Below are 23381 nucleotides of genomic sequence, written 5' to 3'. Positions count from 1 at the left end.
CTAAAAAGACAGTAAAACGCATCTGTATACAAAACAATAGGATTGATATTTCTCTCCGACCTGTACACTAATATACGATTCATTTCAGCCGTTGTATTTAGAACTTCCATAGAAAATTGTAGCACTGGCTATCAACACTTCACACACAAACCTAACCAAACAAGATATATAGGTTAACTTTCTGAAACCAGATGACCTAAAAATAAAGCAGAAGACAACACCACTAATATGAACATCATTTAGTTGACACTTCCATATTAAAAAAGCCCTCATAAAGAGGGCTTTTTTAATATGGAGCTGGCGAGAGGATTCGAACCACCGACCTGCTGATTACAAATCAGCTGCTCTACCAACTGAGCTACGCCAGCACACAAGCCAAGGAGTTTAATGCCTTTACCTACATCAGGCAAAGTGAAAAAAAGTAATATATCTAGATTAATCGATGATCAATTTAAAATTAGCGACCTGCAGTCTCACACTGCCTTTTGGGCAGCCAATTTTTCAACTACTTTGACGACGAGCTAGTTTTCTTAGGAGCTGAAACAGCACACGGTCTAGCTAATTTTTGTAATGGGTTATCATCTTTTTGTACTTTTTCCCAAATACTGGTTTTCAGACGTTTCTGATCGGTTTCTTGAAAATCTAGCCAATGTCTAGTCACTTCTTTATAACGTGTTTGAATTTTTGGACTGAACCCGAGCTTTTTTAGCCTGCCTACTCGTATCTTTGCGCGACTATAACCGTTGTAAAGCCCTAAAGAGATCGCATTGGTATATTTGCCTTTGCGAATTATAAAATAGTCATCCGCATTGGCAATTTTTAATTGGTTTTCCACTGCTTTCGCATCTTGCAAAGTTTTTTCTGCAGGAAAATACACCCAATAAGATTTAGGCTCTTTATCTGTAATCGATTTATGTTTTGGCTCAAACCCATTTTGCTTTAATTTTTGTTCTAACTTTATACTGTTCTTCTCATCTAAAATAGGACCCAGCGAATAACATGTTTTTGCCGATGTTATTGATGGAGATAACTTTTTACCCACCTTTGCATTTGGTTTAGATATTTTTGGCGCTTCTTCTAACGACTGTATGTTTACACTTGCAACTGTTTCGTCTGGTCGCTCACTTAACAAAATAAGTGTTTGCATACCTTGAGGTTGTTGCACAATAACAGGGGTATTATTTTTTTCTGAAAAAGCAACTCCCCACACCAGATAGCTTAAATTGATAACCAATAACAGTATAAATAAAGAGCGCATACTTATTTCACATAGCCATAGCTTATTTATATATATTTAAATATTTTGTGATACAACTTTCAGGCCATCCAGCACGAGTGATTCATCAAATTTCACAGGCAGAGAAAGATATGACTCTATAAATTCAGCATCACCACCCGTCAACACAACCTGATCAAAACCATCGTAATCTGACACCATTCTATTTACAACATACTCAATACCACCGACAACAGCACTTATACAACCAGCGCGAATTGCACTCCCCGTAGTCTTGGAAAACACATTAAATTCCGCCTCTTCCGTGTTAGTAATTTCTATTTTAGTATTTTCCATCAGTGTCTTTCTCATACTTTCTATGCCTGGCAATATCACCCCACCTTGATGAACCCCTTTAGCATCTAAAGCATCAATCGTTACCGCTGTGCCACAATCTACAATACAGTTATTTCCAGAATACTTTTCATTTACGGCAATCAACGCTGCAACACGATCCACACCCAATGTACTTGCATCTGCATACGCAAGGCTTATACCAAAGCTATTTTCTGTAGGATCTAGAAAATAAATATTCTTCACACTATCATTTAATAGGGTGTCTTTAATTTGCGAATTCATTTCTGCACTAAGCACCGAGCTAATAATGACTTCACTAGCATCACTATATTGATCACATAAAGACTTAACACTATAGAGTTTTCCAAATGGCCCATAGTTATGTGTGTCGTTTTGTTCCAGTCTGCCATTTTCAACAATGGCAAATTTACAACGACTATTACCTAAATCTAATAATAATTTCACTATGAGTTTCCAATTGGCTTGATTTCACTTATATATGTGCTATGCATATGCTCAAACTTACCATTAATATCTAGAACAATCTGACCCAGATTGTTTATTCCTTTTACACATCCTATATTAATTTTTTCTTTATGAAGAAACTCGATTTTTTTATTCATCAACATATCGTATTGTCGCCACTTATTATTTAAATCACACAATTGGTTTTCTTCGAGCTTTGCCAAGGTTTTCAAAAATGAAGATATTAGCTCTGCTGCAAGCTCATTTCTTGATAACTGCCAATCAGGTTTAATAGATATTAAGTCAACCCAGGGGGTTTCAATCTCCACATTATCATTTAAGGACATGGCAACATTTAAACCCACACCAATAATTAAATTATTTCTCGTTTGATTAACTTTTCTTTCAATCAAAATCCCAGCTAGTTTATTGCCTTCCACGCAAACATCATTAGGCCATTTTAGTTGAATATGCTTGCATCCGTGTTTTTCCAATAACTCAGCAATAGCAATCAACAACCATAGGCTAAGCGTTTCATATTCTTGCCTCCAAACCTGCAAAGGCCATGACATAGATAAGTATAGATTTACTGCTGCAGGAGACACCCACTGATGCCCATATCGCCCTCGACCTTGCGTTTGTTGCTCAGCCACACACACACTAACTTGCTTGCAATCTAGTGCATTCTCTAGCAAATAATCATTTGTAGACGAAATATTTGGAAAGACATGTATAGATTTTATATCATCTCTATCCTGGGCACTTAGATGCCTACGAATACTTTTCTCACGCAATGGCTCAGAGACCGTTTCGCAATTCTTGGGGTTAACTAAAATTTGTGCCATTTAATAAAGAGACAATACCCACAGAATGCATTTGTTTCGAAATTTACCCTTAGAAAAATAGAACTTAACGAGATAAATGGTAATATTCATAGCATGGAAAGGATATTTATAAAATAATAATTAGATACAATCATACCTTAACCTCTCTTCCCATATATGAATCACAAATACATCAGCAGCTTTTTAGCTAATTGTCCAATATACCTAGGCATGTTACTCATTTGCCTGCCGTTGCAAATTCAAGCTGAATTTTATGTATATAAAGAGGACGATGGCACCAGTTGGATAACAGATCGAAAAATGCCACAGGAAAAATACACCCTTATGGCCACTATAGGCAGACCCACTGCCGTCGTGTCGTGTAGAAAGATGACTCCAACAAAATTAGAGAAACGTGCCAGCAGTTATACAGATACCATTGAAGCCTATTCCATCGCATACGAGGTTGATCCAAAGTTGGTTAAAGCAATTATTGCAACCGAATCATGCTTTGACCGTAAAGCAATCTCTTCTGTTGGCGCTCGAGGACTCATGCAACTGATGCCTGCTACGGCGAAAGAACTAGGCGTAAAGGATTCTTTCAATGCCAATCAAAATATCCGCGGCGGGATAAAATATTTCAGCCAAATGCTTACGCGATTTAATGACAATACGGAATTAGCGCTCGCAGCATATAATGCTGGCCCTAATGCAGTAGAAAAGTACGGCGGCATCCCGCCCTATGCAGAGACTAAAGGTTACGTAAAAAAGGTCTTAAAACGCTACGCAAATTATGTAGCGAAAAGTAGCACAGCGGCCTACTAGGCTTATTCGTACTTTTTACCTTGATAAATGATCCAGCCTTCTGGATGAGTATTATTCGGATCATGATGCGTCCAATGCAGCACCCCACCTTTATTATTCCATTCATACTGACCATAGATCGAAACTCGACTATCTACACCAAGTGGCACGCGTGGCGCGAGATCAATATTATGCGCAACTAAAAGAGTTAATCCATCTGGCGTCCTAATTAAAAAACGTTGATGACGGGAACCATCATTATCATCCTTTAAAATTCGTGTAACATTAGCAACTGTCGAAACCATAACTCCGGACCGTTGTGCATCATAAAGGGAACGAATATCTGACTGGCTAACATTAGCCGATTGGGAGTCACTTGGATAATTAGCACCTACTTCAGGCTCAGCTAAGCTGAAAGGGTATTGAAAAAACACCCATACCCCACCGATTAAAAGCAATAGCACCAACCCAATATATTTAAATAATTTATTCCCGCGGAATAATTTCCGCAGCAAAAATGGCGCACCCATAATTAATATTTTTTTTAACAGTGAATTCAACTCTATTCCCTTTTTATTTTCTGAATTTATTACGCTAATAAATATATAATATTCCTAACTACACTATTACTAGCATACATGAGCTATACACCAGAACAGCCTTCAAACTTTATTCGCCATATCATTGATGAAGATATTGCTAATAACAAGAATAATGGCAAGGTAGTCACCCGATTCCCTCCAGAACCAAATGGCTATTTACATATCGGCCATGCAAAGTCTATTTGCCTAAATTTTGGCGTAGCCCGCGACTACCAAGGTCAATGCAATCTTCGGTTTGATGACACCAACCCTGAAAAAGAAAGTCAGGAATACATCGATGAAATCAAAAAGGATGTGGAATGGCTAGGATTTAATTGGTCGGAACTTAGACACGCCTCAGACTATTTTGAAAACTTATACGAATATGCAGTTGAACTCATAAAATTAAATAAAGCTTACGTGTGCAACTTAGACGCAGAAGAGATTCGCAAACAACGAGGCACTTTAACCGAGCCAGGTATTGAAAGCCCTTATCGCAATAGAAGTATAGATGAGAATTTAGCAATGTTTGCTGATATGCGCGCAGGAAAACACAAAGAGGGTGAGCATGTGCTACGTGCAAAAATTGATATGGCTTCAGGCAATATCAATATGCGTGATCCCGTTTTATATCGCATTAAATACGCCACCCACCCAAGAACTCAAGATAATTGGTGTATTTATCCCATGTACGATTACACGCATTGTATTTCAGACTCCATCGAAGGAGTCACTCATTCATTGTGCACGCTAGAATTTGCAGATCATCGCCCCTTATATGATTGGGTGCTAGATGAATTAAGCACCCCTTCTCATCCACAGCAGATTGAATTTGCCAGGCTATCTGTCGAATACACTATTAGCAGCAAACGAAAACTAAATCTCCTGGTAAGTGAAAATCATGTAGATGGCTGGGATGATCCACGTATGCCGACAATTTCTGGCATGCGACGTCGCGGCATCACGCCCGAATCAATTCGAGAATTTTGTGACCGCATCGGGATTACAAAAAAAGATGCGTTTATCGAAATGAGTGTGCTAGAAAACTGCATTAGAGAAGACCTAGATCCCCGTTCAAATAGACTAATGTGCGTAATCGACCCGTTGAAAGTTGTCATTGAGAATTATCCAGAAGATAAAGAGGAAGAATTCTCAGCGAGCAATCACCCTAAAGATCCAGAACAAGGCAAACGATCTATACCATTCTCAAAAACCATTTATATAGAACGTGATGACTTCATGGAACAACCGCCAAAAAAGTATTTCCGACTAGGCCCAGGGAAAGAAGTTCGCTTACGAAATGCTTACGATATTAAATGCATGCAAGTAATTAAAAATGATGCCGGCAAAATTATAGAACTACGCTGCGAATATGACCCTGACAGTGCAGGCAAAAATAAAAAGAAACTGAAAGGAATCATTCATTGGGTTTCTTCCAAACATGCAATAGATATAGAGACACGCCTTTATGACAGATTATTTAATGTGCCAAATCCAGGAGCAGCAGAAGACATTACATCAACTTTGAACAACCGATCACTTTCCATACATCCAAATTCAAAGATCGAACCACATGCTACAACTATTGATTTGGGAGATCGCGTGCAATTTGAACGACAAGGATATTTTTGTTTAGACAGTAAATATACTTCTAAAGATAAGATGGTCTTTAATAGAATTACTACGTTAAGAGATAGTTGGGCAAAGGCTGATAAATCCTTCAAAAAATAATCATCGCACCCCGACAGGGCAAAGACAGACAAAACCACCAAGAAATAGTTATCGTACCTCGGCTGGACAAAGGCCGATAAATCAGCAAAAAATAACAGATATAAAAAAACCTCTGCCAAAGAACTCTTCTTCAACAGAGGTTTTAGTAACTCAAAAGCAATGTGCTAACTGTTTTTAAATCCAGCGCTGAACTTAGACATAAACTGCAACGCTTGTTGCACCTCCGGGTCCTTCATAGTCTTCAACAAGCCCATGATTCCTCCAGCAGATGGCGTATCGTGACTCGCTTTTGCCGATGCTGCCGCTTCACACATGCTAGTCAACATATCTATCATGTAGTCACGCTCTAGTAGATCTAGCAATTTATTAATATTTTCATTTCGTGAAATACGATCTGCAATAATCATTAATGAACTCGCCATTTCACCAAGTCTACCGACGATATCATCACTCATTGCATCACCTGCTGCACCGAGCACACGCACTAAATTAGCTGCACGCTCTAAATCGCCAGTTTCAACAAGATGATCAATTAAAGGGATTGCCTTATCTAAATTACTGCGACTAACTTGATCCAACAACATAAGCCCATCGCCCATGGTGCTGCCAAGTCTACCGACAATATCATCCGAAAGCGCATCCGCTGCACTTTCAAAAATACGCTCAGCTTCTGTCTGCATTGATTGAAATTCGCTCATGACAATGTCCCCCTATAGTAAACCGCGCGCAGTGGCCCAGTACATTTTGTTATAAGCCGTCTTAAACCAATGAATACCTTTAGTAGGCGCCTTTGGATCAGGTGGGTTCTGATAGTTGAACATCGCATACGTTGCCCTACCTTCACCTGCCTCAATGAAGCAGAACACTTTGCCATCGTAATCACGAACCGGAGTTCCGATTTTAATAGTAGAGGCAATGTTTTCGGCCAAGGCTTCAGCTTCATAGTGCGCGGTAGAGCCTGCTTTACTAATTGGCAAGTTAGTAGTGTCACCTATTACAAACGCATTTTCATAACCTTCGATATTCAGACGTGTGCGATTTGTTGGGATAAAGCCACCTGGACCTAGGTCACTATCTTCAATTACTTGCATACCTTTATGCGCAGGTACCGTAACTAGTAAGTCATATTCTTCCTCAGTTCCTTCTTCACTAAGCACTTTACCTGGCTGAACCTCTTTCATATTAAATAGGGTTTCATAGGTAATACCGAGACGGTCAAATTCTGGCTGCGCCCATTTGGCTACAGGCTCTAAACTATGCACGCGACCAATTGGGTAAGTGTAGTGCAATTGAACCTTGTCCCAGATACCACGTTCTTGAAAGTAATCTGCCAACATAAATGTAATTTCTAGTGGTGCCATTGGGCATTTGTGAGGCACACCCACTGCAACCACTACCTTACCACCTTCAAAGTTCTGCAAAGTCTTAAACATTTTCACTGCATCTGCCTCAGTATAAAACTGAGCTGCATTTTCATTTAGGCCTGGTGTCCCTTCAGCATGTGCACGTGAACCGGTAGAAATAACAATAATGTCGTAGTCATATTGCTTACCACTTTCAGTAACAACATTATTTTCTTTAAGATTAAATTTAGTAACCGGATCAACACGAAAGGTAATGCTCGACTCAAGTAGACTTACTTGATCTCGATACAATTCATCGGGTGACATTTTACCAACCGCTACATAGAGAAGACCTGGTTGATACATATGCTTATCGGATGCCGACAACATAGTAATACTTGCTTTACCAGCTTTTATTTCACCAGTTAATCTTCTTGCTAGATTGTTAGCCAGAATAGTTCCGCCCATTCCGCCACCTACAACGAGTATTTTCATGTTTAACCCCTCTTCTTATATTTATAAGTATTGATTCGTTATTCTCTTAAAAGTTTTGGTAAATGTTTTGACCAATGTCTTAATGAATCTATTTGGTTTTCTTAACAACAATGTGCCAAACACCATCGTTTTCAAAACTTTCCACCATTTCATGACCTACTTTATTAATCCATTCTGGGATATCCGCTGCTGAACCTTGATCAGTAGACAAAATTTCTAATTCATCCCCAATCTCTGCCATTTTCATTTGCCCAATTAGCTCCATTAAAGGGCCTGGACAAAATGTATTTTTTGCATCAACTAATTTTCTTTCCGACATGTGTTCTCCTTAACTTAAAAATGCCAAACTTGGCCTTCAGAGGCGTCACTCAAAAAGGCAGTTAAACCTAATGGTTCTGAGACAAAACTTTGCAAATCATCTGGCTTTAGCTCGAGTATATCGACCGCCATTGAGCATGGGGAAATTTTAGCATCTCCGTACTCCACAGCTTGCCCAAACAATTCCATAAAATCTGGTGCATTTTTCTCTTCTAATAGAACACCCATTTCACCTTCAGCAGGTGCTTTATCAGATGAATCTTTCACAAAAAACTTTAACGCATTCATAGACAGAAATACGGTTACGTCATTGCCACTAACAGCTCCAACTGAAGCTACCATAGCTGCCATTTGTAGTTGTTCGCGGCTACCGGATGTAACCATCACACTTATCCTATCTGATGCCATATTTCCCTCACTTAATTTAGGCTTATTAAAATTTGAAATCCTTTCGAAGGGGTGCAAATGTACATGATCAGCTTACAGACGAAAAGCTTTTACATTAGTCTATAAAAAAGAAACTTAATTCCTATCTAATATAGATAGGTTATTTTAGATAGCTTGTATAGATTAGGTTGCGATTAACGTTAAGAATAAATATTCAAATAACTATAAGTTATTAGTCTTATTTTACTTACCTATTTACCTGTTTATTTTTTAGGCAGACTTTTCTCAAAATGTTTTCCACAGTAATAACATTCTACTGATGAATTTTTACCAAACGGCAAATAAACCATGGGATGACCCAACACACCGCCGCCGCCATCACAGGCAACTTCCTTATCGTTTGGATTTACTTGTGCAACGCTAGCAGCTGTTTTCATCATTATATATTTTCGTTTTTATTAAGCTTGCGGCATACTCTTTATATACACATCTTGCTTACTATAAGGAATCTCGATGTTATGTTCCATGAACTTCTTATACACATCTGTATATAACTGATCTAATACCTGCCCACGCAACACAGGTTGATCGATCCAACCTAATAATTCGAAATCTACACTTGAAGCACCAAAGTTCCGACACCGCACCCGTGGCTCTGGCAAACCGCAAATCTTCTCATTATCTTTGGCAACCTGTTCTAATACATCACGAACTTGGTCAATATCACTCCCATAAGCAACGCCCACTTTTACCCTGATACGTCTTTTACTATTTGGTCCTCCCGCCTCATTGGTAATTTTTGCATTACCCATAACCGAATTAGGAACGGTAATTTCAATATCATCACGCGTGAGCATCCTGGTACTACGAATTCCAATATGCGTTACTTTGCCCCGTTCACCTGTATCTAGGACAATATAATCACCTAATTTATAAGGTGAATCCGCCAATATAAACACACCTGCAAATAAATTCGCCAAGGTGTCTTTCGCAGCAAAACTAAGCGCTAAACCTATAATTCCCGCAGAAGCCAACCAAGCCGTTACATCAACCCCCCAAGCCAAAAACAACATATATATTGTTGCCGCCACAATAATCATTAGGGCGAGATTACTAAATAAAGGCAGAGTGCTATGCTGTATTAACTGACTTTTATTTTTATCAGTGCTTTTTCTAGAACTAATTGCTTGTAATAAGAATCTTGAAAACTTTATAGCAAAGGATGCCCAAAGAAGAATAACGATCGTCTTTAAAATAGCCTCCGTTGTAGACACAACATTCTCAGGCATTTGCAAAACTTTTATGGCTTGCACAAACCCGAATATCACTAAACTTACAAAAATAGGTTTTTGTATAAGTTCAAGAATATGGTCGTCACCTTTGATCGATGTCTTAGCAGTTATACGTTTTAAAAAACGAATAACTACAAGGTTAAAGATTAAGGCAAAAGCCGCAAATGCTAGAACAATTCCAAATGCTTTGAAATACGGGTTTGGCCCAAAGATTGCGAGCCAAGAACCATAAAGCGTCTGAATTTGTTCCATAAGAAATAATCCTAGTTATAGCTTAGTTGGATTTGGAGCATCTCCGTACACTTCCTTAGGATCAAACATTTTCTCGTATTCTTTAAATTCCATTTTAATTGGTGTTTCGCCAGGATTATCACCGGTAGGTATCGCACGGTAAAAACACGAACGATAACCAACGTGGCAACTCGCATCACCCACCACATCTACTCGCAGCCAGACCGCGTCTTGATCATCATCAATGCGCAACTCAACTATCTTTTGCACCAAACCACTGCTAGCACCTTTATGCCATAAGCATTCACGGCTACGACTCCAATAATGAGCCTCGCCAGTTTCAATTGTCTTTTCTAATGCCTCAGCATTCATATAACCAAGCATCAGCAACTCACCAGACTCCGCCGCAGTGGTGACCGCCGGAACCAGACCATGTTCATCAAATTTAGGTGCAAGTGTTTTACCCTCTTCCACCTCTTCAACGGATTCACGTTTTCCAAACCATTTAAAATGTGCAGTCATAAATTTGTAACAGATTATTCAAACAAAAATGGAATTATACAGGCTTATTTATTAGAACAGTCTAATAAGTAATGGATATACTTATTGATTATTTAAGAACCATTGATAAGTATGCTCCAGGCCTTCCCTTAGTGGAATTTTTGCCTGCCAGCCCAAATCATTAATTTTAGAAACATCTACCAACTTCCTTGGTGTTCCGTCAGGCTTATTTGTGTCGTACTCAATATCTCCATTAAAACCAACCACTTCTTTGATTAATTGAGCCAAGTCCGTTATTGACAAATCTAATCCAACGCCAATATTTACAATTTCACCACTGGAGTATTCACGCATCAAGAAAATACATGCATCCGCACAATCATCCACATGACAAAACTCACGTCTAGGGACCCCTGTCCCCCACACTATAACTTTTTCATCACTATTAATTTTTGCCTCATGAATCTTTCGCATTAGGGCTGGCAATACATGGGATGTCTCAAGATCAAAATTATCACCCTGACCATATAAGTTAGTAGGCATTGCCGAAATGAAATCCGCATTGTGCTGTTTACGGTATGCTTGGCAGAGCTTAATACCTGCAATTTTTGCAACTGCATACCACTCATTGGTTTCTTCCAATGGCCCACCTAGCAAATACTCTTCTTTTAGAGGTTGTTTAGCTAATTTAGGATAAATACAGGTACTTCCTAAAAATAACGCTTTTTTAGTATTTGCTTCATATAAAGCATGTATCAAATTCCCTTCTATCATTAAATTATTATAAATAAAATCTGCTGCGTAATGATCGTTAGCATGAATTCCACCTACTTTTGCAGCAGCAATGTACGCGTACTCAGGTTTATGATCTTGGCAAAACTGATACGTTTGTTTTTGATCTACTAAATTAAGTTCATTTCTTGTAGCTGTAAGTATGTTTTCAAAGCCTAGTGATTTAAGCTTTCGGACAATCGCTGACCCGACCAAGCCTCGATGCCCAGCGACATAAATTTTTGCATCTTTATCCATTTAGGCGAATCGAAAATTATTCTTTATAGTCAAAGGTCTTATAGCCTTTCTCTTTAATCATGGCATCGCGTTGCGCAAGAGCCAAATCTTCTTGAACCATTTCACGAACTAACTGTTTGAAACTAACCTTACACTCCCAACCTAGTTCTTGTTTGGCTTTACTCGGATCACCTAATAATGTTTCTACTTCTGTCGGTCTAAAATAGCGTGGGTCCACTTTAACTATTTCTTTACCAGACTCATCTTTACCTACTTCTTGCAAGCCACTGCCCGACCACTCAATATTCATAGCAAGCTCTTCTGCTGCAATACTTACAAATTCTCTAACACTGTGCTGCTCACCGGTAGCTATGCAAAAATCTTCAGGCTTATCTTGTTGCAGCATCAACCACTGCGCTTCAACATAATCGCGTGCATGCCCCCAATCTCGCTTTGCATCTATGTTTCCTAAAAACAAAGCATCTTCTAAGCCCAGTTTAATACGGGCAAGTGCACGTGTAATCTTTCTTGTTACAAATGTTTCTCCGCGAACAGGTGACTCATGATTAAATAAGATGCCATTACACGCAAAGATATCGTACGCCTCACGATAATTCACAACAATCCAATATGAATAAAGTTTAGCTACAGCATAGGGAGAACGAGGATAAAATGGTGTGTTTTCATTTTGAGGAATTTCCTGCACCTTCCCATAAAGCTCTGAAGTAGATGCCTGATAAAACTTAGTTTTCTTCTCTAACCCAAGAATTCTAATCGCTTCTAGTAAACGTAGCGCGCCCAAAGCATCCGAGTCTGCCGTATATTCCGGCTCCTCAAATGAAACCGCAACATGACTTTGTGCAGCAAGGTTATAAATTTCATCAGGTTGCACCTCTTGCATAATCCTAATTAAACTTGACGAATCTGTCATATCCCCATGATGCAAAATAAACTTACGATTATTCTCGTGCGGGTCTTGATATAGGTGATCAATACGGTCCGTATTAAACAGCGAGGTTCGGCGCTTAATGCCGTGCACTTCATATCCTTTATCCAACAAAAACTCAGCCAAATAGGAGCCATCTTGCCCAGTAACCCCAGTTATCAATGCTTTTTTCATTTTTCAGTTTTATTCAAATCCTATTTATAAAATTTTTAACTGCTCAACAACGACATGAATGTATCATTAATCGCTGCAAAATCTTCTTCCAGCAAACCTAACATGGCGAAATGCCCCATTAAAGATGGAATCACTATTAATTCACTATTTGCAATATACTTCTGTTCATATTTGCAATCCTTCACAGGTACAAACATATCCTGCTCGAATGCAATAACATAGGTTTTTGCCTTAATTCTTTTAAGCGCTTGAACTAAATCTCCTCCAGCGTGCTTGCTAGAGTCTCCACTTTTCCATTTTTTAGCTTGAGTTAAAAGTGCGTTGGCATCCATCGGCTGAAACCAAGCATGCCAAAAACCTTCTAACATTTTCTGCATAGAGCCAAAACCTAATTTTACCCACTGTTCTTTATTATAGAACTCTGTGCAGCAACCCATCAAAGCAAACACGTTCGCTAAACGCTTCAGCCCGAGTTTGCAACTATGCACTTCAGTATAGTTGCCGCCATTCCAAGCAGGGTCAGACTTCAGCGCATCACTAAATACATCTACATATAATGCATCATGCGACGTGCATTTAGCTGTTCCAGCAATAGGTGCCGCACGTTTAACCATATCTGGATAGCGTATTGCCCACTCATAGGTCTGTTGCGCACCCATCGACCAACCGGTTACTAACTGTAGTTCTTGAATTCCAAAATACTCAGTTAGCAATTTACGCTGCGCAGCTACATCGTCGGCTATGGATATATTTGGAAAACCCGTCATGGCTTGTGACCCATCTATATTATGCGGGGATGTAGATAAACCACCGCCCAGCTGATTAGGAAGTATGATGCAATACTTTTCAGGATCTAGCGCCTTACCTGCGCCTATATAATGCTCCATATTCTTGGACGTGCCTGAGAACATGATGGTGAATAGAATGGCATTATCTTTCGCTTCATTTAACTTGCCATGAACTGCAAAAGCTAATTGTGCATTATTTAAGATCTCACCCGATTCAAGCTGAAAATCACCTAAGGCATAGAACTCATAGGGCCCATGCTGGTCTTGAGTATAGTATTTGTTATTTAGCATTTAATTAATGGACTATAAAAATAGAAGCTTACTAGGAAAAGCGTTAATTGGGAAAATGATTGATTGAAAAAAGGATATACATGACAACCCTTAAAAAATACATATTGGCTCTTTTAGTTGCTCTAATCACAATATTGGCAATGGATGTTACTGCTGATTTATCGAATGAAGAAACCATCCTGATTGCACACTTCTCAGAAATGGACCTTGACGACTGGGAAAACAAATCATTTAAAGGTGAAACGCAATACTCTATTAAAAGTGAAGAACAGAATTCTTATTTACATGCAGAGAGCAAGCAATCCGCATCTGCTTTATACAAAAAAATAAAGGTTAACATACATGAAACTCCTTTTTTGAATTGGAGTTGGCGGATAGACAAAGCCTTGCCAGAACTCAATGAAAAAGACAAAAGCGGCGATGATTACGCGGCAAGAATTTATGTTGTATTTAAAACAGGATACACACCATTAAGCGCAAAAGCTTTAAACTATGTATGGTCTAGTAATGACTCCTCAGAATCACATTGGCCCAATGCTTTTACCGACAAAGCAATTATGATCCCTCTTAGATCCAACCGTGATGAAACAAATATTTGGCAGCACGAAAAAATTAATATCAAAGAAGACCTGATGCTATATTTTAAAAAACTACCAAAATATATCGATGGTGTTGCCATCATGACCGACACCGATAACTCCAAAGGCATTGCAAGCGCGAGTTACGGTGATATTTATTTTTCCCGCGACTAGCATGCAAGAAAACTATCAGCTCTACACAGAATTATTTTTAAATAATTCCCCCATGATGGACGTACGGGCTCCAATTGAATTTGAGCGTGGCGCATTCCCTACATCTAAGAATCTACCAATCATGGATAACCAACAACGTGAGATTGTAGGCACTTGCTATAAAAATCTTGGCCAAGACAGAGCAATAGAGAAAGGCCACGAGCTGGTACAAGGTGAAATACGCGAAGCACGAATCGCTGCCTGGGTAAAATTTGCAAATCAAAATCCGAACGGTTCGCTATATTGCTTTCGTGGCGGTTTACGCTCCAGAATAGCCCAACAATGGATGCAAGAAGCTGGTGTAGATCTGCCCATCGTAACCGGAGGATTCAAAGCCCTACGAACATTCTTATTAAATGAACTTGATCATGCTGCAAAAGATTGTTCTTTTATGCTCGTAGGCGGTAAAACAGGCTCCGCTAAAACTATACTTATCAATAAACTAGACAATGCGATAGATTTAGAAGCGGCTGCTTATCATCGCGGCTCAAGTTTTGGTGGCCATGCGCAACCTCAAAACAACCAAGTAAATTTTGAAAATATTTTAGCGATAGATTTTTTGAAGCTAAGACACAAAAATATCTTAAATATCATTTTAGAAGATGAGGCTCGCACCATTGGCAAAGCAGGACTGCCAAAATCTTTATTTGGAAAAATGCGTGAGTCTCAGTTAGTAGTTATTGAAGAGCCTTATGAAGCAAGGCTAGAAAGATTGATACAAGAGTATGTAATAGACATGCATTCTGAGTTTGAATCTTTAGACTCAAACAGTGCACTTCAATCATTTTCTAACTATTTACTACTCGGGCTAGAAAAAATACAAAAGCGCTTAGGACCGGCGCGTTATGAAGTTGCTTACAAAGCAATGCAACACGCACTTAAACAACATTCTCTCACAGGCGATATCTCAAACCATTATGACTGGCTAAAAATCATCTTGGAAAACTATTATGACCCTATGTATGAAGACCAATTAAAAAAACGCGAGGAATTTATTTGCTTTCGTGGAGACTACCAAGCCTGCAAAGAATACCTAGAAAGCTAACTCTCCAACTCTGACCATCTCTGCATTGCCGTATCGTGCTCTTGTTGTGCAGTCGACAATTGCTCAAGCACTTCACTCGTTTCATCATAAGGTTTGTCATAAAAATCAGGTGTTTCAACTTTAGTCGTCAACCCCTGAATAAACTTTTCAAGCTCTTCAATCTTCCCGGGCAACTCATCTAACTCACGTTGTAATTTATAACTTAACTTCTTAGGTTTTCTCTCTTCTTCTTTTGCAGCCGATGAAGCAGCATTATTCACGCCTACTCCAGCAGGAGCGTCGGTTTCTAAAAGCTGTTTGCCGCGGCGCGCCCAATCTTTGTAGCCGCCCACATACTCTTTCACACTACCATTTTCTTCAAAAACCAACGTACTGGTTACTACATTATCTAAAAAGTCACGATCATGACTTACCAATATTAACGTTCCTGAGTACTCAACCAAACGCTGCTCGAGCACTTCCAACATTTCTACATCTAAATCGTTGGTTGGTTCATCTAATACCAAAAGATTTGCAGGTTTAGTAAACAGTTTTGCCAATATGACCCTATTGCGCTCACCACCTGACAATGCTTTTACCGGTGTCATTGCGCGTTTTGGGCTAAATAAAAAATTTTTCAAATAACCAATTACATGTCGTTGCTTACCATGTAGCGTCAAATAATCTTTCCCATCACCAATATTTTCTGCAATGGTCTTATTTAAATCCAAGTCCTGCCTAAGTTGATCAAAGTAGGCAATTTCTAGATTCGTACCAAGCTTAACCGTACCTTTTTCTGGAATGATTTCACCCAATAGAATTCGCAACAACGTGCTTTTACCGACACCATTATTACCAATTAAACCAATTCGATCTCCACGCTGGACTTTAAGTGAAAAATCTTTAATTAACGTTCTATCGCCATAACCATGTGTAACATTACGCACAGCAATTACTTTCTTTCCAGATTTTTCAGCTGTTTCAAGATGCACACGTGCTGAGCTTTCCCGTTTAATTCGTTTACTACGTTCCTCACGCATCGCTTTAAGCGCCCTAACTCGGCCCTCATTACGTGTACGTCTTGCTTTAATACCCTGACGTATCCAAACCTCTTCTTGTGCAAGCTTTTTATCGAATAATTTATTGCTCGTTTCCTCTTCTTCTAGCACCTTTTCTTTTAACTTAAGGTAATTTTGATAATTCCCGGGCCAACTAATTAGCTTGCCTCGATCAATTTCAACAATACGTGTCGCAAGCTTTTGTAAAAAAGTGCGATCATGAGTAATAAAGATTACGCTGCCTTGATAACCCCGCACATGATGTTCCAGCCATTCAATCGTACTGATGTCCAAATGATTAGTGGGCTCATCCAACAAAAGTAATTCTGGTTGCGAGACCAATGCTTTCCCCAACGCTACACGACGACGCCAGCCACCTGACAATTCACTCAACTTTTGTTCAGCAGGCAACTGTAGTTGCGTCATGATGGTTTCTACACGTTGCGCCAGCTGCCAACCTCCACAAGCGTCGATAAGGAGTTGCAAATCATGCAATTCATTCAGACCTTGTTTATCTAAATCTTTATGAGATAGTTCATTATATTGATCAATTAACTTTTGTTGCTCCTGCAATCCGTGCAATACAACATCTTTCACAACCTCATCAGAGCTTTCTAATAAATTCTGCTCAAGTGTGCTGACACGCAGATTACCTTTCCATTGCACCAAGCCATGATCCGGTTGCAGCTCGTTGGCAATCATCTTCAGCATCGACGACTTACCCGCACCATTACGACCAATCAGGCACACGCGCTCCTTCGCCTCAATGGCAAAATTGGCTTCCATTAATAATGGCGTGTCACCAAACTCAAGCGACACCTCATCAAATCGAACTAAGGTCATGTTTGCTTTATAGTCTTATTTGTTTAAATTAGCATATACAAATCAATGATATAGGCCATATACAAGAGTAGTAAGAAAGTCTGAATATGAGTACTATATATGAATAAATAAAATCGAAATTCTCGCTGAGAACACGGAGTTTACAAAATGAAAATTATCAGCCTCATACCAATATTTTTTGCAGCAACACTAATGGTTGCATGCTCATCAGAAACACCCGATTCATCTACTTCTGCTGCTGCCCCAGCAGCTAAATCTTTATATGACCGTATTGGTGGCAAAGATAAGGTTAAAGCTATTGTAGAAGATATATGGAACAACCATGCTAAAAATCCAATCGTGAAAGATCGCTTCGCTGGCAGCGACCCTTCTTACGTAAAGAAAAGAGTATTTGAAATTTTTGCTGCAGCAACTGGTGCGACCGATGTTGAATATAAAGGCATGGACATGAAGTCTGCTCACAAAGGCATGAACATTAATGAAATGGAATTTAATGCAGTAGTAGATGACGTGCTAGCAGCATGCGCAATGCATAAAATGGCGCAACAAGAACAAAATGAAGTACTTGCTATTCTATGGTCAGTTCGCAAGGACATTGTTAACTCTCATATCATTACAGACACTCTTGTTAACTAAAATATACTTACAATAGCTCGATGCACCTCGCAATATCTGCGAGGTGCATTTACAACAATCTAATACTTCTCACCAGGCTTCCAACCTTTTTTCCACACTTTATGTGGAACAACTTCAGCCGGCTCACCATTATCATGGAACCAAGAATCGATAATATATTTTTGACCGGTTTTTTTATCAATAATTAAAACTGCTGTATGCGGATAACCCGCCCTAATACCTCCCCGACCACTTAATCCATAGATATCATGCCAATATAATTTTCGCTGTTGCTGTAAAATTCTTAAATACAATAAGGTATTTGCAGATTCATCTATACAATCCATTTGCTCGCTTTTACCCTGACCTGGATTTAAGTAAATATTAAACGTCCCACCAACATCGCTGTGCGTATTGTTCTTAGCACCTACAATAGCCTCTATTTGCCCAATAACAACTGACAACAATTTTCGCTCTTTCGCAGCTGATACAGTACGAGTATTAAACGCAGCAACGACACTTCCCCACTGCTCATTGGTTAGTGACACATTCGTAATTTTTAAACAGCCGTACCTTGAACAAACAGGAAGACTGTTTAAATCAAATATGGTTTCAGAGTCATGTAATTTTTTAACGTGTAATCTTGCTATTTCTGATGCATTGGGCATGCCCTTCCCAAAAGCACAAAAAGAACCCAGCACCAAACCAAGAATAAAGCTTACCTTTGATACATTCATAACAATCATCAGTACATTGAAATCTTAATTATTTGCTAAATAACTATTCTTAAGAAATTTCGTAACTTGTTGCTTGTTAGTTTCCAAATCATTCACGTTTTGCACACCAAAAATTGCCACGGCATCGAACATTTGGGTATCAAGCGCTAAATCACATAAATCTTCTGCAGATAACGTTGGCCTTCCCGCGCGCTCTTTAAGCTCAATCTTCATATGCTCAATTTCATCATAGGCTCGATAAGTAAGCTCTGTACAAACTAAACGATCAGAACGAAAGAAGTCGAAATCAAAATTATACTGCTTACCCTCGTGAGCAATAACTCTTTCTATGGCTTGCTTAATTCCCTTTTGTGACACAGTGGGACGCAACACTACAAACCCATCCACAGCTAATGTATTTTCCAATGTTCGCATTCGAACACCGTCCTTGAGTGCTTCAAATGTGCAAATGCTTCCTTGCCATTTTTCTTGTATTTGAGTTGACACTTCAATACCCAATGCTTCACGCTCGTTTTCTGTACCAATATAGATGGCTGAGTGTGGCCAAAACCCAGGAAGAAATACGTTCGTCAGCGCGTATTTATGCCTGGTTACAAACACATCCCCAGGTTTTAAAAATTGACGAAGTTGTTCTCGAATCTCATGTGTGACTTGCTTATTCGTCTTATTCACACATTCTGACAATACTCGTCCAGACACTTCTAAAAGTCTAAACTGTGTCTGCTGTTTTATGCGGGCACCCCGCCTACGAAAAGCGTGCCGAAAAAAGTCCACGCTGCGTTTTAAATAGTTTCTCTTGTGTTCATCTAGATAATTACGATATTGCGGAAAAGCTCTAACAAAATTACCCACCTCCTCATCATCCAATAAGCTACCTATCTTGCTACGATTGCGATCTAGAAACCGTATCGCTTGTAGAATCTTATGCGCATTTCTTACATCTACGAAAGCCTCAAAGATATTGGTGAACTGTTTCGGTTCAATATTTTTCTCAGGAATTTCTTCGTTTAACTTACGTTGAATAAAAGTATGGGTAGCTACCCTTTCTAACAACAAACGATCCAATCTAACGACCTGGCAAGCCGCACTAAAACCTATTATAAATAATCGAAATTCATCATCTGTTTTAATATCATTAATATTTATGGCGGCTTGCTGATGAACTTCATCTATGATTTCCCAAAGGCTTTCCCGCAATGTTAGAAATTTAGTAAACCACTCTTTAATGCGCTCATCTTGATCAGGTTTAAAATATTTAGCAGTAATAATTCCTTCGCGTTCGTTTTTAGCGCTTGCAGCTTCTTGCTCAAGTTCTGGCAACATAGTTTCTATTGAAAGAAAAGTACGTGCTAATTTTTTAATACTTGGCGTATGCTCAGTCACTCATCACCAGCCAATATTTGTAAATGATAAATCATGTATGCAATTATATAAGTAAGCATAAAAAAAGCCCTGCAATAAATTACAGGGCTTTTCTAATATGATGCCTGGCAATGCCCTACGATGTGCAGGATGCACAAGTGCCGTGTAGGCCAGGGATGGCCGAGAACGGCCTCGAGCAACGAGAGCTCACCACCGTAAATAAAAAAACCCTCAGCACTTAAAAGCACTGAGGGTTCAATTTGATGCCTGGCAATGTCCTACTCTCGCATGGGGAGACCCCAAACTACCATCGGCGATACGCCGTTTCACTTCCGAGTTCGAGATGGGATCGGGTGGTACCAACGCTCTTTGGTCACCAGGCAAACTGGCTGAACTTACTGAAATTAACTTTCAGTAAATTCTAATTTTGGATTGTAACTAGGTTTCAAGTATAGACTTGTCTTGCCAAGATATTTTTCTTGGACTTCAACTTTATTCATAAACAACTCAATTCGCTTGAGTGTTATATGGTCAAGTCGCACGGGCAATTAGTACTGGTTAGCTTCACGCATTACTGCGCTTCCACACCCAGCCTATCAACCTTGTAGTCTTCAAGGGCCCTTCAGGGGAATTAAATTCCCAGTGAGATCTCATCTTGGGAGAGGCTTCCCGCTTAGATGCTTTCAGCGGTTATCCCTTCCGAACATAGCTACCCGGCAATGCCACTGGCGTGACAACCGGAACACCAGAGGTTCGTCCACTCCGGTCCTCTCGTACTAGGAGCAGCTTCCCTCAAATCTCAAACGCCCACGGTAGATAGGGACCGAACTGTCTCACGACGTTCTAAACCCAGCTCGCGTACCACTTTAAATGGCGAACAGCCATACCCTTGGGACCTGCTTCAGCCCCAGGATGTGATGAGCCGACATCGAGGTGCCAAACACTGCCGTCGATATGGACTCTTGGGCAGTATCAGCCTGTTATCCCCGGCGTACCTTTTATCCGTTGAGCGATGGCCCTTCCATTCAGAACCACCGGATCACTAAGACCTGCTTTCGCACCTGCTCGACGTGTCTGTCTCGCAGTCAAGCACCCTTATGCCTTTGCACAAACCGTACGATTTCCGACCGTACTTAGGGTACCTTCGCGCTCCTCCGTTACTCTTTAGGAGGAGACCGCCCCAGTCAAACTACCCACCATACATGGTTCCCGATCCCGATAAGGGACCTGGGTTAGAACTCCAAACGTGCCAGGGTGGTATCTCAAGGTTGGCTCCACAACCACTGACGTGATCGCTTCGAAGCCTCCCACCTATCCTGCACAAGCAGGTTCAAAGTTCAATGTAAAGCTGTAGTAAAGGTGCACGGGGTCTTTCCGTCTAGCCGCGGGTACACTGCATCTTCACAGCGATTTCAATTTCACTGAGTCTCGGGTGGAGACAGTGTGGCCATCGTTACGCCATTCGTGCAGGTCGGAACTTACCCGACAAGGAATTTCGCTACCTTAGGACCGTTATAGTTACGGCCGCCGTTTACCGGGGCTTCGATCAAAAGCTTCGTCCGAAGACTAACCTCATCAATTAACCTTCCGGCACCGGGCAGGCGTCACACCCTATACGTCCACTTGCGTGTTTGCAGAGTGCTGTGTTTTTAGTAAACAGTCGCAGCCACCATTTTATTGCAACCTTAGCCAGCTCAGAGAGCAAGTCTCATCACCAGCCAAGGCGCACCTTCTCCCGAAGTTACGGTGCTATTTTGCCTAGTTCCTTCACCCGAGTTCTCTCAAGCGCCTTAGAATTCTCATCCCACCCACCTGTGTTGGTTTGGGGTACGGTTCTGTATTACCTGAAGCTTAGAGGCTTTTCTTGGAAGCATGGCATCAACAACTTCTCGGTACAAAGACCGATGGTCTCGTGTCTCGACATTAAGATCCCGGATTTACCAAAGACCTCTGCCTACACACTTTCCCCGGAACAACCAATGTCCGGTATGTTTAGCCTTCTCCGTCCCCCCATCGCAGTAATACAAAGTACTGGAATATTGACCAGTTTTCCATCGACTACGCCTTTCGGCCTCGCCTTAGGAACCGACTAACCCTGCGCCGATTAACGTTGCGCAGGAACCCTTGGGTTTTCGGCGTGCGGGTTTTTCACCCGCATTATCGTTACTCATGTCAGCATTCGCACTTCCGATACCTCCAGCATGCTTCTCAACACACCTTCAACGGCTTACGGAACGCTCCTCTACCATGCATACATTCCTAAGAATGCAGCATCCGCAGTTTCGGTATACAGCTTAGCCCCGGTAAATCTTCCGCGCAGGCCGACTCGACCAGTGAGCTATTACGCTTTCTTTAAAGGATGGCTGCTTCTAAGCCAACCTCCTGGCTGTTTTAGCCTTCCCACATCGTTTCCCACTGAGCTGTAATTTTGGGACCTTAACTGGCGGTCTGGGTTGTTTCCCTTTCCACGACGGACGTTAGCACCCGCCGTGTGTCTCCCATGATTGAACTTCCAGGTATTCGGAGTTTGCAATGGGTTGGTAAGTCGGGATGACCCCCTAGCCATAACAGTGCTCTACCCCCTGGAGTTATACATGAGGCTCTACCTAAATAGATTTCGAGGAGAACCAGCTATCTCCGAGCTTGATTAGCCTTTCACTCCTATCCACAGTTCATCCGATAATTTTTCAACATTACCCGGTTCGGGCCTCCAGTAAGTGTTACCTCACCTTCACCCTGACCATGGATAGATCGCCCGGTTTCGGGTCTACTCCTAGCGACTAATTCGCCCAATTAAGACTCGGTTTCCCTACGCCTTCCCTATGCGGTTAAGCTTGCCACTAAAAGTAAGTCGCTGACCCATTATACAAAAGGTACGCAGTCACACCCGAAGGTGCTCCCACTGCTTGTATGCATACGATTTCAGGTTCTATTTCACTCCCTTCACCAGGGTTCTTTTCGCCTTTCCCTCACGGTACTAGTTCACTATCGGTCAGTAGAGAGTATTTAGCCTTGGAGGATGGTCCCCCCATGTTCAAACAGGATTTCTCGTGTCCCGTTCTACTCGATTTTACTTAATCAGTGCTTTCGTATACCGGGCTATCACCGTCTTTGGCCGCACTTTCCAGAGCGTTCTACTAGCAATCAATAAGCTTAAGGGCTGGTCCCCGTTCGCTCGCCGCTACTTAGGGAATCTCGG

General features: G+C 40.6%; 22 protein-coding genes, 1 tRNA gene and 2 rRNA genes (1 of these 25 cut by a window edge). 5 read left to right on the top strand and 20 right to left on the bottom strand.

Annotation, left to right across the window (positions count from 1 at the left end; genetic code table 11):
- Positions 1 to 292: 292 nt before the first annotated feature.
- From GKR92_00495 to GKR92_00480, 4 genes are all read right to left on the bottom strand, one after another.
- A tRNA-Thr gene (locus tag GKR92_00495) sits at positions 293 to 368 on the bottom strand.
- A 137-nt stretch (positions 369 to 505) separates the two neighbouring features.
- Positions 506 to 1258 (bottom strand): hypothetical protein, encoded by a 753-nt coding sequence (locus tag GKR92_00490; protein ID QMU60252.1) that lies wholly within the window; start codon positions 1256 to 1258, stop codon positions 506 to 508.
- Positions 1259 to 1294: 36 nt separating this feature from the next.
- Positions 1295 to 2041, bottom strand: coding sequence for a type III pantothenate kinase (locus GKR92_00485; protein ID QMU60251.1), 747 nt, complete (start codon positions 2039 to 2041; stop codon positions 1295 to 1297).
- Positions 2038 to 2883 (bottom strand): biotin--[acetyl-CoA-carboxylase] ligase, encoded by an 846-nt coding sequence (locus GKR92_00480; GenBank protein ID QMU60250.1) that lies wholly within the window; start codon positions 2881 to 2883, stop codon positions 2038 to 2040. Before GKR92_00480 ends, GKR92_00485 begins: the two co-directional genes overlap by 4 nt.
- A gap of 210 nt (positions 2884 to 3093) precedes the next feature.
- Between GKR92_00480 and GKR92_00475 the strand changes: the two genes are divergently transcribed.
- Positions 3094 to 3687: a transglycosylase SLT domain-containing protein gene (locus GKR92_00475; protein QMU62675.1), complete on the top strand. Its 594-nt coding sequence runs from the start codon at positions 3094 to 3096 to the stop codon at positions 3685 to 3687.
- A 2-nt stretch (positions 3688 to 3689) separates the two neighbouring features.
- Here the strand turns inward: GKR92_00475 and GKR92_00470 are convergent, their stop codons facing one another.
- Positions 3690 to 4196 (bottom strand): DUF3465 domain-containing protein, encoded by a 507-nt coding sequence (locus GKR92_00470; protein QMU62674.1) that lies wholly within the window; start codon positions 4194 to 4196, stop codon positions 3690 to 3692.
- Positions 4197 to 4304: 108 nt separating this feature from the next.
- Between GKR92_00470 and GKR92_00465 the strand changes: the two genes are divergently transcribed.
- Positions 4305 to 5978, top strand: a complete 1674-nt coding sequence (locus tag GKR92_00465; protein ID QMU60249.1) for a glutamine--tRNA ligase/YqeY domain fusion protein — start codon at positions 4305 to 4307, stop codon at positions 5976 to 5978.
- A 164-nt stretch (positions 5979 to 6142) separates the two neighbouring features.
- Here the strand turns inward: GKR92_00465 and GKR92_00460 are convergent, their stop codons facing one another.
- From GKR92_00460 to GKR92_00415, 10 genes are all read right to left on the bottom strand, one after another.
- A complete protein-coding gene (locus GKR92_00460) occupies positions 6143 to 6676 on the bottom strand; it encodes a DUF1641 domain-containing protein (GenBank protein ID QMU60248.1) in 534 nt (177 codons plus the stop codon).
- Between the two features lie 12 nt (positions 6677 to 6688).
- The gene (locus GKR92_00455) at positions 6689 to 7816 is read right to left on the bottom strand and encodes an NAD(P)/FAD-dependent oxidoreductase (protein QMU60247.1); all 1128 of its coding nucleotides are present in this window, start codon (positions 7814 to 7816) and stop codon (positions 6689 to 6691) included.
- Between the two features lie 88 nt (positions 7817 to 7904).
- The gene (locus GKR92_00450; GenBank protein ID QMU60246.1) at positions 7905 to 8135 is read right to left on the bottom strand and encodes a hypothetical protein; all 231 of its coding nucleotides are present in this window, start codon (positions 8133 to 8135) and stop codon (positions 7905 to 7907) included.
- A gap of 14 nt (positions 8136 to 8149) precedes the next feature.
- The gene (locus tag GKR92_00445; protein ID QMU60245.1) at positions 8150 to 8542 is read right to left on the bottom strand and encodes a hypothetical protein; all 393 of its coding nucleotides are present in this window, start codon (positions 8540 to 8542) and stop codon (positions 8150 to 8152) included.
- Positions 8543 to 8784: 242 nt separating this feature from the next.
- Positions 8785 to 8961: a zinc-finger domain-containing protein gene (locus GKR92_00440; GenBank protein ID QMU60244.1), complete on the bottom strand. Its 177-nt coding sequence runs from the start codon at positions 8959 to 8961 to the stop codon at positions 8785 to 8787.
- An 18-nt stretch (positions 8962 to 8979) separates the two neighbouring features.
- Complete coding sequence (locus GKR92_00435; protein QMU60243.1) at positions 8980 to 10065, bottom strand: mechanosensitive ion channel; 1086 nt, start codon at positions 10063 to 10065, stop codon at positions 8980 to 8982.
- A gap of 15 nt (positions 10066 to 10080) precedes the next feature.
- Positions 10081 to 10566, bottom strand: a complete 486-nt coding sequence (hisI, locus tag GKR92_00430) for a phosphoribosyl-AMP cyclohydrolase (GenBank protein QMU60242.1) — start codon at positions 10564 to 10566, stop codon at positions 10081 to 10083.
- An 81-nt stretch (positions 10567 to 10647) separates the two neighbouring features.
- Positions 10648 to 11574 (bottom strand): NAD-dependent epimerase/dehydratase family protein, encoded by a 927-nt coding sequence (locus tag GKR92_00425; protein QMU60241.1) that lies wholly within the window; start codon positions 11572 to 11574, stop codon positions 10648 to 10650.
- Between the two features lie 16 nt (positions 11575 to 11590).
- The gene (gene gmd, locus GKR92_00420) at positions 11591 to 12673 is read right to left on the bottom strand and encodes a GDP-mannose 4,6-dehydratase (GenBank protein QMU60240.1); all 1083 of its coding nucleotides are present in this window, start codon (positions 12671 to 12673) and stop codon (positions 11591 to 11593) included.
- Between the two features lie 35 nt (positions 12674 to 12708).
- Positions 12709 to 13752, bottom strand: coding sequence for an alpha/beta fold hydrolase (locus tag GKR92_00415; GenBank protein ID QMU60239.1), 1044 nt, complete (start codon positions 13750 to 13752; stop codon positions 12709 to 12711).
- Between the two features lie 80 nt (positions 13753 to 13832).
- Between GKR92_00415 and GKR92_00410 the strand changes: the two genes are divergently transcribed.
- The gene (locus GKR92_00410) at positions 13833 to 14504 is read left to right on the top strand and encodes a DUF3047 domain-containing protein (GenBank protein QMU60238.1); all 672 of its coding nucleotides are present in this window, start codon (positions 13833 to 13835) and stop codon (positions 14502 to 14504) included.
- Position 14505: 1 nt separating this feature from the next.
- Positions 14506 to 15588, top strand: a complete 1083-nt coding sequence (gene mnmH / locus GKR92_00405; GenBank protein ID QMU60237.1) for a tRNA 2-selenouridine(34) synthase MnmH — start codon at positions 14506 to 14508, stop codon at positions 15586 to 15588.
- Here mnmH and GKR92_00400 read toward each other — a convergent pair.
- Positions 15585 to 17468 carry an ATP-binding cassette domain-containing protein gene (locus tag GKR92_00400; GenBank protein ID QMU60236.1) on the bottom strand — a complete coding sequence of 628 codons (1884 nt, stop codon included), beginning with the start codon at positions 17466 to 17468 and terminating at the stop codon, positions 15585 to 15587. The genes mnmH and GKR92_00400 overlap by 4 nt on opposite strands.
- 192 nt (positions 17469 to 17660) lie before the next feature.
- Here GKR92_00400 and GKR92_00395 point away from each other — a divergent pair, with 192 nt between their 5' ends.
- Positions 17661 to 18104, top strand: coding sequence for a group 1 truncated hemoglobin (locus GKR92_00395; protein ID QMU62673.1), 444 nt, complete (start codon positions 17661 to 17663; stop codon positions 18102 to 18104).
- Between the two features lie 59 nt (positions 18105 to 18163).
- Here GKR92_00395 and GKR92_00390 read toward each other — a convergent pair whose 3' ends face one another.
- From GKR92_00390 to GKR92_00375, 4 genes are all read right to left on the bottom strand, one after another.
- A complete protein-coding gene (locus tag GKR92_00390; GenBank protein QMU60235.1) occupies positions 18164 to 18829 on the bottom strand; it encodes a hypothetical protein in 666 nt (221 codons plus the stop codon).
- Positions 18830 to 18844: 15 nt separating this feature from the next.
- Positions 18845 to 20203 (bottom strand): hypothetical protein, encoded by a 1359-nt coding sequence (locus tag GKR92_00385; GenBank protein QMU60234.1) that lies wholly within the window; start codon positions 20201 to 20203, stop codon positions 18845 to 18847.
- A 244-nt stretch (positions 20204 to 20447) separates the two neighbouring features.
- Positions 20448 to 20563, bottom strand: a 5S ribosomal RNA gene (rrf, locus tag GKR92_00380).
- 133 nt (positions 20564 to 20696) lie between these two features.
- Positions 20697 to 23381, bottom strand: a 23S ribosomal RNA gene (locus GKR92_00375); it runs 232 nt beyond the window's last position.

This window comes from Gammaproteobacteria bacterium (assembly GCA_014075255.1).
Classification (GTDB): Bacteria; Pseudomonadota; Gammaproteobacteria; order UBA4575; family UBA4575; genus JABDMD01.
The sequence above is the reverse complement of the archived record's forward strand: the minus strand, read 5'-3'. Positions and strand labels throughout refer to the sequence as shown.